Raw genomic sequence first — 15,037 nt, forward strand, 5'->3', positions numbered from 1 at the left:
CTCAACAACGTTTAGCCCATCGGACACCGGCAACGCATCGCGAAGTTGCTGCTGGGTAAGCAGCAACTCGATGCCGCTGTCTTCGACCATATAGGCCAATCGATCACTCGGATAATCGGGATCTAGTGGCACATAAGCACCACCCGCTTTGAGAATAGCCAGCAGCCCTACCACCATCTCGATGGAGCGCTCCACGGCAATACCCACTCGGGTTTCGGGTGTTACGCCTAACCCGATCAGATAGTGGGCCAAGCGATTGGCACAGGTGTTAAGCTCGGCGTAGCTAAGTGACTGATCTTCAAATACGAGTGCTGTGGTTTCTGGGGTTGCCGCCGCCTGTTGCTCAACCAGATGATGGACTGGAGAAGAGCCTGAATACTGTTGCGCATTCTCCCCCCACTGGCTCAACAACTGCTGCTCATTTTTTCCTAGCAGACTAATCTCGCTGACCGCTTGCTTAGATGCATTTTGCAAGCTATCTACTATGCCAGCCACAGCAGCTCTCATGTAATCACACAGTCGCTGCGCACCAATCGTGCGACTTACCTGCCCTACCAGTTGGAACCCCTCCCCCAGGTCATCTACCGCCATAGTGATTGGGTAGTTGGTGCGCTCTTGACCGCCTAGAGTCTCTATCCCCTCCCAAGTAGGAGCGACACTCTCGCCCCGTTGAGGCACAGCCTGGCGGTAGTTCAGCAAGCTCGAGAACAACGGAGCGCCGCCAGGTAAGCCACTGCAACGCTGCGCTAGGCTAAGACTGGCATGTTCATGGTGCAGCAGCTCAGAGAGAGCATCATGAGTTTGCCGTAAGCATTCATCGACAACTTGGGAACCCAGTGTAATGCGCAACGGCAGCGTATTAATAAATACCCCTAGCGCTCGCTCAGCGCCTTCGATGCCTTGCATACGTCCGGAAAGTACCGTGCCAAAAACCACATCGTCCTTGCCGGTGGCTTTGGCAATGACCAGCGACCAGGCGAGATGGAAGAAGGCCGCCGCACTGACGCCGTGGCGCCGAGCGTGATCGCGAATCGCCGCTGCCAGCTCGCCGCCCACTACCATGCGCTGCTCGTCGATGTCATCACCGTTACCCATAACATCGTCGAGACCGAAGGGCAGCGTACCCTCGTCAAGATCGCCAAGGCGCTGGTGGAAGTAGGTTTTGTGCTCGCTATCGGACACACTCAAGCGAGCCTGAGCGATGAAATTGCGAAACGGCACGGGCTCGGGCAACTCTGCGGAACGCCCCTGCTCGATCAGAGCGATCTCTTTGACAGCCTGCTTGACGGTCATGTTGTCATCGATTAAGTGATGGATAAGTAACTGCAGCAGACAACTATCATCGGTCGTGTCCTCGATAGCCATGGCTCGCATCAAGGGCGCCTGGCGTGCATCAATCAGGCAACGACCGGGGGTGGCGGCGTGACGCAGACGTGCCAGTGGAGACAGCATCGAGCTTTCAATGCCATCGTCGGATGCCTTCCCGATCCACTCCACCAGCAGCGGTGCTTGGCGGATAACAACCTGTACCGGTTCCTCAAGTGCTTCCCAGAAAAAAGCAGTGCGCAGAATGTCGTGACGCACCATTACTTGGTTAAAACCATTGATGAAACTCGCCATGCGAGCACGGTCGTCGAAACGTATGGCATAGGAAGTGATGTAAGCATCACGCTCGACGTTCAGCCGGTGATGGAAGAGGATGCCCTCCTGTAGCGGCGCCACAGGATAAATGTCCTGGATGTTGGCACCACCACCCGGCACCGTCGATTCAATGCGCGCGATTGACTCCCGGTTGAGCGATACCAGGGGGAGCATCCAGGGCTCGAGAGTATCGCAGCGCTCAGGAATGAGGTTAGGTGGAACCTCCACTTTATGCAGGTCGTTCGCCGCTTCTAGCACCTGCGCGAAATCGCTTAGACGCGGATGTTCGAATAACGCACGGATGGCAATATCGCGACCGCGTTCGCGCAATCGCGCAATCAGCCGCAATGCGAGCAACGAATGCCCGCCTAACTCGAAGAAATTATCGTGACGGCCGACCCGCTCAACTTCCAGCACCTCACCCCAGAGTGCTGCCAGACCAACCTCCCACTTGCCGCACGGTGCCTCGAACTCGCCATTCCCGGTGCCAATGTCGGGATCGGGCAGCGCAGCACGATCAAGCTTGCCATTGGCGGTTAACGGCAGAGCGCCCATGGCGACCAGTGAGCTGGGTATCATATGGTCGGGGAGATGATGGCTCAGCCGTTTGCGCAGTACCTGAGGATCGACGTCAGCCACGGCCTCGACCATATACCCCACCAGCCGGTCGCCTCCCGGCCCTGAACATACCACGACCACAGCATCACGAATTTCCGGCTGAGCCAACAGGCAGGCCTCGATTTCGCCGAGTTCGATACGGAAGCCACGGATCTTGACCTGCTGGTCACCACGCCCCAGATACTCGAGCTGGCCGTCATCACGCCAGCGCCCCAGGTCGCCGGTGCGATATAACCGCCCACCGCCACTATCGAAAGGGTTGGCAACAAAGCGTTCGGCACTCAACCAGGCGCGCTTGAGATAGCCACGGGAAAGTCCTGCGCCCGACACGTAGAGTTCGCCGACAACGCCGATCGGCACGCGATTAAGGTCGTTATCCAGCACTTCGATACCGAGGTCGGGTATAGCGACACCCACCGGACTGCATTGCCCCTGCAGATCCGTGGCGGTGATCGGGCGATAGGTCACGTGAACCGTCGTTTCGGTGATGCCATACATATTGATAAGGCGCGGGTGCGTATCGCCGAAGAACTCAATCCATGGCCGCAACATTGCAGGCTCCAGGGCTTCGCCGCCGAAAATGACGACCTTCAGTGCGAGATCCTTGCGTATCTCGATACCGGGCACGTTGATTAATTGACGGAAGGCAGATGGCGTCTGGTTCAGTACCGTCACTTGCTCCCGGCAGAGTAGCTCTAGAAACTCTTCGGGGGATCGGCTGATCCAGAACGGCACCACGACCAACTTGCCGCCCGTGCATAGGGCACCGAATATCTCCCACACCGAGAAGTCGAAGGCGTAGGAGTGAAACAGTGTCCAGGTGTCTTGCTCAGAAAAATCGAACCAACTCGCCGTAGCGTCAAGTAATCGCGTCACATTGGCGTGACACAGCTGCACGCCTTTAGGCTGGCCGGTAGAGCCTGAGGTATAAATAATATAGGCGAGGTTGTCACCACTCAGCGCTATACCTGGGTCGTGCACCGGTCGCTCGGTGACGTCCAGGCTATCCAACGCGACATTAGTTAGCCATTCGCGTTGCGGGAGTTTCGTCGTTAGCCCCGACTGGGTAAGTAACAGCTCAATGCCGCTGTCCTCGACCATATAAGCGAGTCGTTCGGCAGGGTAATCCGGATCCAGTGGCACATAGGCGCCACCCGCCTTGAGAATACCCAACAGCCCCACCACCATCTCGATGGAGCGCTCAACGGCAATACCCACTCGGGTTTCGAGTTTTACGCCTAAATCAATCAGATAGTGAGCCAGATGGTTGGCACGAGCGTTGAGTTCTGCGTAGCTGAGAGACTGCTCCTCAAATACTAGCGCCGTGGCCTCTGGGGTTACCGCAGCCTGGTGTTCAATTAGGTGGTGGATAGGCGATGCATGGGGATACCGTTGAGAGCTTTTACCCCAGTCCTGTAACTGAAGGTGCTCGCCTTTATCAAGCAACTCAATATCGCCCAGCGCTCGCTCTGACGGTTCTGCAAAAGCCTCTATAATAGCGGCATAGTGATGCGCTAGGCGTTCAATGGTCGTTGAGTCGAACAACTCTTCTGCATAAACGAAGTTTGTTTCTAAGCAGCCATCCGCGCGCTCCACCACATTTAGCGTCAGCTCGAACTGCGCCTCGCCCTTATCTAGTGGCCAACTGCTCAGTTCCAGTCCTGGTAGTGTCTGCAACGCGCTATGATCCTGCCGCTGGTGGTTAAACATCACCTGAAATAGTGGCGTCTGGCTCATACTGCGTTCCGGCTGCAGCACTTCTACTAACTGCTCAAAAGGGAGATCCTGATGCTCTTGTGCGCCCAACGCCGCACGTTTGCTCTGTTGCAACGCCTCGGTCAAGCTCAGGCGACTATTCAATTGGTTACGCAGTACCTGAGTATTAACGAAAAACCCCACCACGCCTTGGGTTTCCGTGCGATGGCGGTTAGCGATAGGCACCCCAACCCGGATATCTTCCTGCCCGGTATAGCGATGCAGCAACGCCTGGAAGCCTGTCAATAGTGCCATAAACAGGGTGGCACCCTGAGCGTGGGTTTGCATGCGTAGCCTGCTTACCAGTGGCTCTGAGAGAACCATATGGTGGCGTGCAGCGTGATAGTGGCCATCGTTGCGACGAGGATGATCGGTCGGCAGTTGCAATATAGGGTGTTCATCGCCCAGCTCCACCTGCCAATAGGACAGTTGACGCTCTTTCTCACCCGCCTCCATCCACTGGCGCTGCCATAGCGCATAGTCGGCATACTGAGTCGGCAGAGCTGACGGCTGCCAATCCTCTCCTGTCACTCTATATGAGTAGCCTGCAGCAAATTCATCAATGATCAATTGCATCGACCAACCATCGGAGACGATGTGGTGCATTACCACCACCAGCAAGTGCTTCTCTTCTGCTAAGTGTAGTAGCCCCACCCGCAACAACGGCCCCTGTTCCAGGTCGAAAGGGGAATTGCAAAGCTGATCAACCTGACTCTCTACTGCCGCTTCGCGCTCAACCATCGGCATATGGCCTAGGTCGACCTCATGCAATGCGAAGTTGCTATCAGCCCGTATAACTTGAATTACCTCGCCGTCACCATTGTCACGGAACACCGTGCGCAATGCCTCATGACGAGATATTAAGGCGGTGAAGCTACCCCACAATGCGTCAGTATCCAGCAAGCCCTTAAGAGTAAGAGCACCAGTGATATGGTAAGCGCTGCTTTCGGGATCCAAACGCCAAAGAAACCATTGGCGCAGTTGCGCATAGGAGGGTGAGCAAGTACTCAATTGAGAATCAGGGCGCTTAAGAATAGGGAACTGGCCGATGCCCAACCCTTGAGTACGAATTTTGTCATAAACCACACGGCGTTGTTCGGCTGACAATCCGATGAAGCGCTCCGCAATACGACGGGTATCGATGTGACTCATTGAACGGTATCCATGCTGTCGATGAAGGAATCAATATCGGAGAGCGACTGCTCAAAGGAGTATTCGCTGTTTAGTACGGCAATACATTCTGCTAAGTCGCGAAGTAGGGGGTGTTTAAATACTGCAGATATTTTGAGTTCAACTTGCATATCAGCTTGAACGCGAGCCACCATTTGCACAGCAAGTAGCGAGTGCCCCCCCAGCTCGAAGAAATTATCGTGACGACCGACACGCTCTACGCTCAAAATTTCAGACCAGATCTCCGCCAGCGCTTCTTCCACCTCGCCTTGAGGCGGCTCGTACTGCGAGCCACTGGCCAAATCTGGCTCGGGTAGGGCTTTGCGGTCTACTTTGCCATTGGCATTCAGCGGCAGCGCTTCGAGCATGGCCACGACGCCCGGCACCATATAGTCCGGCAGTCGCTGTCCCAGCGTCTCACGTAGTGAGCTGGTGTCGAATTCACTCTCGGCCTGGGGCACCACATAGGCCACCAGCCTAGAACCACCGGGGCCTTCTTGAGCGACCACTACTGCCTCGCGAACCTCCGACTGAGAGAGTAGTTCGGCTTCGACCTCGCCAAGCTCGATACGCAGGCCGCGGATCTTCACCTGGTGATCGAGGCGGCCCAGGTATTCGAGCTGACCATCTTCTCGCCAGCGCACTAGGTCGCCGGTGCGGTAGAGACATTCGCCCTGCGCAAATGGATCGGCGATAAAACGTTCTGCGGTAAGGTCAGGGCGGTGCAGATAGCCGCGTGCCAACCCAATGCCTCCGAGATAGAGCTCCCCCGCAACACCCGGTGGCGCTAAGTTAAGATCTCCATCCAGCACGTAGGTGCGGATACCGGCGATTGGCTGGCCGATCGCTACGTGGTTGCGCCCATCGTCTTGGCAGGCCCAGTGAGTGACATCAATGGCCGCTTCGGTGGGGCCATAGAGGTTGTAGAGTGCCGTGTGAGGCAGCCGAGCAAAGACTTGGTTCTGCAATTCAGCAGGTAGCGCTTCGCCGCTACACACCAAGCGCGTCAGGCTGGTACAGGCTTCTACCTCGCCATGCGCCAGGAAGGCCTGCAGCATTGAAGGTACGAAGTGCAGCGTGGTGATCTTGTGGCTACGGATTAGCTCGACCAGCTGTGCCGGTTCGCGATGGGCACCTGGTGGCGCCATCACCAGCCGCGCCCCCTGCATCAGCGGCCAGAAGAACTCCCACACAGAAACATCGAAACTGAATGGCGTCTTCTGCAACACCGCATCGTCAGCCGTCAGGCCGTAAGCTTCTTGCATCCACTGTAGGCGGTTAGTAAACGCGTGGTGGCGGTTGGCCGCCCCCTTGGGTCGCCCGGTAGAACCCGAGGTGTAAATCACATAGGCGAGATGTTCGCTGTGCAGGGCCACGTTCGGATTGGTCGGCGCATGGTGAGTAACATCCAACCGATCCAGCTCAATGACGCTCAACCCATCAGCCACCGGCAACGTATCGCATAGATGCTGCTGGGTAAGCAGCAACTCGATACCGCTGTCCTCGACCATATAGGCCAGCCGCTCGGCGGGATACTCCGGATCCAACGGCACATAGGCGCCCCCCGCCTTGAGGATAGCCAGCAGCCCCACCACCATCTCGACAGAGCGCTCAACAGCGATACCCACCCGCGTCTCAGGTTTTACGCCTAGGCCGATCAGATAGTGGGCCAGACGGTTGGCGCAAGTATTGAGTTCGGCGTAGCTGAGTGACTGATCATCGAAGACTAGTGCCGTGGCCTCAGGGGTTATCTCGACACGCTGTTCAATTAGACGGTGGATCGGATCGGCTTTGGCATAGTGCTCGCCATTGACGCTCCAGGCCTCGATTTGCTGCCGCTCCTCATCACTTAACCACTCGATTCCCCCAACTCGTTGAGTAGCCGAATCGCTCAACTGCTCAAGCGCTCTCACCAGATGTTGAAGCAACATCGCGGCAGCAGAATCGTCTAGCTTTGATCGTGAATAGCTGCAGCAAAGTTCTAAGGTTTCCTTCTGGAAAACGGCCAGTGTTATGGGGTAATTGGTTTGCTCACGGTTAACCACCTCGCCGAACGTCAGCTCGCCCGGCAGGTTCTGATGCAATGCTGCATCCACGGGATAGTTCTCGAACACCAGCAAACTATCGAACAATGACTGGCCACCCTGCCCCGCCCAGCGCTGGATGTCGTAGAGAGGCGTATGCTCATGTTCGCGACTCGTCACGTTTTGTTCCTGCAACTGGCGCAACCACTTATCGACGCTCAGCGAGGGATCCAGTGAGACAATCACCGGCAAGGTATTGATGAAGGGGCCGATCAACTGCTCTGCCGACGTTAGCTCCGCAGGTCGCCCGGCCACGGTCGCGCCAAAGCAGATGTCATCTTGCCCTGTATAACGTGCCACCAGCAGCGACCAGGCGCCTTGCATTAGCGTATTGAGCGTTATGCGCGTCGCTTTGGCGAAGTTCTCCAATCGCTGAGTGGTCGTGCTATTCAGTGACAGGGTGATCTCTTGATGCCCAGCTTGCGCTTCATGGGGTCTAGGCATGGCGCTGACGAGGTGCGTAGGCGCATCGAGATGCTGTAATTGGTCACGCCAGTAGGTTTCACTGGCCTTAGCGTCACGGCGCTGTAGCCAAGCGATGTAGTCGCGATAGCGCCCTTCTGCAGGTAGCAGGACCTCCCCGGCGTAACAGCGCAGTACCTCACCCACCAGTTGCGAGGTACTCCAACCATCCAGCAGCAGATGGTGGCGCGTCCAGATAAAGCAGTGTCGGGTATCTGCGACTTTCACCAGCGCCAAACGCATCAGCGGCGGCGCTGTCAGATCGAATGGCGCCCGTTGCTCCTCGGCCAGCTTCTCCAGCGCACCTGACAGATCCGCTCGTTCGCGCCAATCCGCTTCGAACCACGGCAGCTCGACGGCGCGCGCTACCCACTGCAGCGGCGTTCCAGCAGGCTCCAGGAAACCGCTGCGCAATATCTCATGACGTACGAGTACGTTTTGCCAGGCGCACCGGAAGCGTTCGACATCCAGGTGGCTAATTTCCACCTGCAACTGGTTGAGGTAGGCCACACCTTGGTCATCGTAGAGGCTGTGGAACAGCATGCCCTGCTGGAGTGGTGACAGCGGATAGATATCCGCCAGTTGACCGGTGGCAATAGGCAAGCCGTCCAACTGGACTTGACTCAGCACAGCCAGCGGAAAGTCCGATGGCGTAGCGCCGCGAACGCCACTAGCACAGTGCTCAATCAATGCCTCTAGCTGCGCTTGGAAACTTGCCTGCAAGGCATGCATCGCTGCCTCGCGATGAATCTCACGACTGTAATGCCAGTCGAAGTGCAGTTGGCCCTTCTGAATCCAGGCCACTACCTCAACCCAGGTACGGCGCTCGCTTTGAGGCGCGCGGGGCTGCCCGGCGCTCTCTTTGGCTAGCTGCCAAACCGCATCGCCCTGCAGGGAGCGATCAAACTGGCCTAAATAATTGAAAGTGACCTGGGGGTAGGCGCCACCGACCAGCGCGGGTTCTTCTTTCAAATAGCGCAGCACGCCGTAGCCAAGCCCCTTGTCAGGCACTTGGCGTAGTTGCTCTTTGATGGCTTTTAGGCTCGACCCTGGTTCCGCATTACCCGGCGTCAGGCGAACCGGATACAGCGAGGTGAACCAACCCACGCTGCGGCTGAGGTCGAGATTACCGAACAAGTCTTCGCGACCATGGCCTTCCAGTTCGATCAGTACGCTGTCTCGCTCCGCCCATTGGCACAGGGCGCCCGACAGTGCCGTGAGAAGTAAATCATCCACCTGGGTGCGATAGGCTTTATGCACCGGCCCCAGCAGTTGCGTGGTTGCCTCAGTAGACAAGCTGCCTGCAAGTGATTCGGTATCGGCAACGATGTTGCTGCCCTGGGGATTCTGTGCCGGTAGGCTGGGCTCTGGCGCTGTGACGAGGCTTTCCCAATAGGGGCGTTGCTCAGCCAACGCCTGCGATGAGGCGTAGTCGACCAGGGTGCGCGCCCACTCATCTAGCGAGGTGGTGGCGGGTGGCAGGTCGAGCGCCTTTGCTGAACTTAACTGCGTGTAGGCCGTTTGCAGGTCATCGAGAATCACGCGCCACGAGACGCCGTCTACCACCAGATGGTGAGCCACTAGCAGCAGTCGCCCGCCGTGCTCGCCTCCCAGTTCCATCCAGATGGCGCGGAACGGCCGCGCCAAACTCAGACTGCGTTGCGCAGCATCGGCGGCCTGGGTGATGGCCTGCGCCGGATCCGCATGATCGCTTACATCCACGTGCTCGAAGAGATCGTCGGCTAGCGTGCCATAGGCTTGTTGCCAGCTATCGCCAACGCGTTCAAAGCGCAGCCGCAAGCCGCCATGGTGATCGACCACTGCCTCAATGGCGCGCCTTAGCCGCGCGGCATCAACACCACTGTCCGCCTCCAGCATCAACGACTGATTCCAGTGGTGTGGCTCGGCAAAGTTCTGCTCGAAGAACCAGCGCTGTACCGGCAGCAGTGCGAAGGGAGCCACCTTATCGGGCGCAACCAACTGTTTAGGGGCGGCCGCCACCAGGGGCATGGCCATCGCTGCCACGGCGGCCACGGTCTGCCCTTCCATCAACTGCTTGGGCGTTACCTTGTAGCCACGCTTGCGCGAGCGCGCGACGATCTGCAAGCTGAGGATGGAGTCACCACCCAGCTCGAAGAAGTTATCGTTACGCCCCACCTGCTCGCAGCCAATGACATCGGCCCAAACCGCTGCCAACGTTTCCTCTGCTTCTCCCTGGGGCGCCTCGAAGGCTTTGCCACTACCGTCTTGCTCTGGCTCGGGCAGCGCCTTGCGATCCAGCTTGCCATTGGCGGTTAGCGGCAAGGCATCCAGCCGTACCATGGCGCTGGGTACCATATAGTCCGGCACGCGCTCGCCTAGTTGCGTGAGTAACGCGGCATCATCGACGTCGCTTCCGGCTGCCATCACCACGTAGACATACAGTTGGGCGCGACCTTCCTCGTTATCCCGCGCAATCACCTCAGCCTCCGCGACACACGATTGATCGCGCAACAGGGCAGCGATTTCGCTCGGCTCCACCCGATAGCCGCGAATCTTGACCTGATCATCCACGCGGCCAAGGAACCCCAGGCTACCGTCGGCCAGTTGGCGCACGCGGTCACCGCTGCGATAGAGCCGCTCCCCCGCATGGAAGGGGCTTGCAACGAAACGTTCCGCCGTTTGCCCCAGCCGCTGTTGATAGCCTTGAGCCAGCCCCGGGCCACCCAAGTAGAGCTCACCGGCAACGCCCTTCGGCACCGGATTAAGCCAGGGGTCGAGCACATAGGCCTGAGCATTGGCCAGCGGCGTACCAATCGGCAGTGTGCTGGCACCACGATCGGCCATGTCGGCTTGCTGAGTGAGAATACCTACCGTGGTTTCCGTAGGGCCGTAGTGATTGAGCACCTGGCAGGTTGGCTTCAGCTCGGCGATACGCGCCAGTAGCGCCCAGTCGGTCGCTTCGCCGCCCAGGATCAGGCGCTTGTGGGGAAGCACGTCAGCCGGGGTTGCCGCACTCAGCAGTGCCCGCAGGTGGCTAGGCACTATCTTCAGCACATCCACCTGCTGTTCCCGCATATAAGCCGCAAAGGCATCCGGGTCGAAGGCGCACTCGGGGGAAATAAGATGCAAGGTACGCCCGGTGCACAAGGCACCAAACAGCACGGTATGGCCCAGATCCGCCGCTACCGTCGACACCATCGCCATATTGCGGACACCATCTGATAGCGCCAACGCTTCCAGAACGCCCTGAACGTAATTGGCCAGAGCACCGTGACTCACCGCCACCCCTTTAGGCTTGCCCGTGGAGCCAGAGGTATAGATCACATAGGCAGTCTGCTGGGGATGGATGACGGGCAGTTCGTGCTCTACGGCAGCCGGAATATCGTCGATAAACGCCAGCTCCATTACCGGAACGTCATCACTCCAGCCGCAAGGCGTACTGCTCAGTAGTAAGCAAGCGCCACTATCAGCCAGTTGATAGGCCAAGCGCTCGCGCGGCAGTTGCGGATCCAGCGGTACAAACGCCCCGCCCGCTTTAAGTACGGCGAGGATACCGAGTACGTACTCGCACGAGCGCTCAGCCTGAATGGCAACACGTACCTCGGGGCCAACGCCCTGTGCGATTAACTCTGCCGCTAGCTTTTGGGCCTGAGCATCCAGGCTAGCGTAGGTATAGCGGTATTGCCCATCGTCTACGGCTAACGCATCAGCATTAGCTGCCACCGCTTTCGACAGCAGAGTGGGGATATCCTGAGCAAGACATTCGCTTTGGTTGCCTTCCAGCACGGAGATAGGCTCGGGTAGCGCCAGCATCGCCGTGTGAGACCGCGGATCAGCGACGACCTGCTCGGCCAGGCATCGGAATGCCTGACAGAAACGCTCGATCGTAGTGGCATCGAAGAGCTCTGCGGAGTAAGCAAATAGACCTGCTACTCCCTCGGGCTCATCGCAAAAATCGAGACTCAGATCGAAGTGAGCAATGCCCGTGAATACCTGCTCGGCTTGAATGGCCAAGCCAGCCACGTGACGCTCCGCCTGCCACATTTCCTGCTGAGTACACTTCACCTGAAACAGGGGATGTACTCCCAGTTGCCGTTCGAGCTGTAGCGCCTCCACCAACTGATCGAAGGGGACATCCTGATGCAGTTGTGCATCTATCAGGGTGGCGTTCACTTCCTCAAGCAGCTGTTCGAAGTTTTCAGTGGGATCAACCTGAGTCCGCAGCACTACGACATTGATAAGGTACCCAATTAAGCCCTGAAGCTCGGCTTTATGCCGATTGGCAATCGGCGCCCCTACCTTGATATCTGTCTCACCGCTAAAGCGATACAGTGTTAGCTTTAGTAGTGCCAAGATCACAGCATAGAGCGAAACGCTTCGTTCACGAGCTAGGCTACGTAGCTGCTCGCTCAACTCACCCGGAAGCGTAAAGCGCAGCTGGCCTTCGCTCGGTGCAGACATCGCGTGGCGTGGGCGATCCAAGGGCAACGCTAGCGGGGGATGATCCCCGGCGAGGCGTTCACACCAGTGAGCAAGTTGGCCCTGCCGCTCACTACTATGTTGCTCACTACTATGTCGTTCACTGCTATCCTGCTGACGCTGCTGCCAAACCGCATAATCTGCGAACTGTATTGGCAGTGGTGCAAGTTTGACTTCTCGCTGTGTGCAGGCGCCTTCATAAAGTGCGCATAGATCATCGATGAGCACCTGTACTGACCACCCATCGCCAGCAATGTGGTGCTGCACGACAGCTAACACATGGTGCTCCGTGGACAAGCAGTAGAGGGCGACGGTTAAGGGAGGAGCCTGATCCAGGTCAAAAGGCTGCCGCGCCAGTTGAGTGAGTGCGTCATGCAGTGCCTGCTCTTGTTCAACCACGGTATCGCCGGGCATCTCGTTACAGATCAGCTCAGGACTCCAGCCCTGCGCTAGCCGCTGAACAGGGTCTCCCGCCTCACTCAAGGGGTAGTAAGTCCGTAAAACATCATGACGCTGCACCAGTGCCGCCAGCGCTGTTTCGAGCGCTGATAGATTCAATACTCCCTTGAGGTGCAGCGCACCAGCCATATTGTAGCCAGCGCTCTGGGGGTCGAGTTGCCACGTCAGCCATAGGCTACGCTGCCCTTCTGACAATGGTATATCGCCTTGACGTTGAGCATCTTCAAGGCGTGGGATGACCAGCACCCGTTGATCCAATGATGCCGCCAGGCATGCTTCGATAGCTTTGGCCATGGCAGACAAGCGCGGTTGTTCGAACAGCGAGTGCAGCGGTAGCTCGACGCCCCATTGATCACTGATGGCAGCGGCTAAGCGCACCGCCGCCAAAGAATTACCACCGCTGGCGAAGAAGTGAGCGTCGCTGCTTAGCGGTTGACTCTGCGACTGGGTGTCGTCATTGCCCAGCACTTGCCACCAGAGCTTCGCCAACGTCTGCTCCGTTTCGCTCCCAGCTTCCGCCGTAGATTGCGATGACGTTCCTCCGCCCTCAGCGTCACCACCACTGACAAAACGCCCAAAGGCGTGAATGGCGTAGGCATCCAGGCTACCCGCCTCCCAGCCTTGGCGGCAGGTGCTGCGCTGCAATTTACCGCTGGAGGTTTTGGGAAGACCGCCGGGGTTGAGTAGTAGCGCGACAGAAAGCGGTTCATGGCAGGCGGATCCTACCGCCTCACTGAGTGCTTCGATCAACTTCTCGGCGGTTACGAGCTTCTGCATACCACGTGAGACCTCTGCCGCCACGCCGATTCCTTCAGCGCCTTCAGGAGTGGTCACGGCAAAGGCCGTCACGCGCCCTTTGCGTACTGCTTCCACTTCAGCTTCGACAGCGCTCTCGATATCCTGGGGGTAGACGTTATGGCCGCGCAGAATGATCAGGTCTTTAATACGCCCGGCGATATACAGCTGCCCTTCGTGCAGAAAGCCTAGATCGCCAGTGCGCAGCCAGCGATCATCGCGAGCGTCGTGGTTCTGTGCATCAGTATCATCGGTGAGCTGCCAACTGCCCCCATCGCGGGCAACAAAGGCTTGAGCTGTTGCTTCTGGGTTCTGCCAATACCCGTGCGCCACGCTGGGCCCATTGACCCAGATCTCGCCGACTTCACCACTGGGAAGCGAGTGAAGCCCCTCAGGATCGACAATATCGATAGCGTGACCGGGTTCCGGTGTACCGCAGCCCACCAGGGTGTTGCCTTCAACCGCTGAGGCAGCCTTTCCCTCGGCCATCGACTGTTGAGAAAAAGCCGTGCCCACCACGCCTGTACCGCGTGAATTACAGCTAACCAATAGCGTCGCTTCGGCCAAGCCATAACAGGGTGCTGCGGTGTCAGCGGCAAAGCCCGCCGGGCGGAAGCGTTCAATAAAGCCAGTGAGGGTTGCGTGGCGTACCGGCTCGGCGCCTGAGAACGCGACCCGCCAGCTGGATAAATCGAGCGTCTCAATCTGCTCGTCGCGAATACGATCAAGGCACAGCCGGTAGGAGAAATCGGGGCCACCACTGATGGTACCCCGGTGGCGGGAGATAGCTTCCAGCCAGCGTACCGGCCGCTGTAAAAAGAAAGTGGGGCTCATCAATACCGCGGGGATACCGCGATAGATAGGCTGCAGCAGGCCGCCAATCAGGCCCATATCGTGGTAAAGCGGCAGCCAGCTAACGAAGACATCATCAGCACCAACCGAGAAGCCTGTCTCGATAGCACGCTCGTTGGCCATCAGGTTGCCATGGCTGACCATGACGCCTTTGGGCGTGGCCGTGGAGCCTGAGGTGTACTGCAAAAAGGCGATATCATCGCGCTTGGGGCGATGTTCGACCCAGTATTCAGAGCGGTTCTCATCTACGGCATCCACGGAGATCAGTTCGGCGCTACCGAATCCCTTGCTGGCCGATGCGACCACATCAATAATCGTCGTAGAGGTAAGCACACAGACGGCCTGGGAGTCAGTGGCGATAGCGAACAAACGTTCCAGATGCTGCTGTTTAGCTGATTCCGGCGGGAAGACCGGTACCGCAATCACTCCGGCATACAGGCAGGCGAAGAATGCCACCACGTAGTGCTCGTCGTTATCCAGCAGGATCAAAGCACGCTCACCCGCTGGGAACCGCTGCTGGAGCTCGCTGGCCAGGGCACGCGAACGCCGCTCCAGAGTGGCGTAATCAAGGGTGATTTCACCTTGAGCGTTTACCACAATCAACGCACGGTCGCTGGGCCTTTCACGAGCTAAGCGACTTAAATGCTCGACGAAGCTGTCAGCAGCACAGCTTTGCGAAACATCGTTGCGGGACGGATTGCTGTTACTTGTCTGGGCGTGCCTAATATTCATATGCGTAC

The 15,037-nt window shown here is 57.9% G+C and carries 2 protein-coding genes; both read right to left on the bottom strand.

Translation table 11 applies throughout. The features are described from left to right. On the bottom strand, nucleotides 1–5,166 hold a 5,166-nt coding region (locus ACT3TF_RS08425; RefSeq protein WP_444672030.1), incomplete at its 3' end, for an amino acid adenylation domain-containing protein. Continuing rightward, nucleotides 5,163–15,029: an amino acid adenylation domain-containing protein gene (locus ACT3TF_RS08430; protein ID WP_444672031.1), complete on the bottom strand. Its 9,867-nt coding sequence runs from the start codon at nucleotides 15,027–15,029 to the stop codon at nucleotides 5,163–5,165. The genes ACT3TF_RS08425 and ACT3TF_RS08430, both read right to left, overlap by 4 nt. Nucleotides 15,030–15,037: the final 8 nt, after the last annotated feature.

Origin of the sequence: Halomonas sp. AOP25-F1-15, from assembly GCF_052378675.1 — a bacterium.
GTDB classification, from domain to species: domain Bacteria; phylum Pseudomonadota; class Gammaproteobacteria; order Pseudomonadales; family Halomonadaceae; genus Vreelandella; species Vreelandella casei.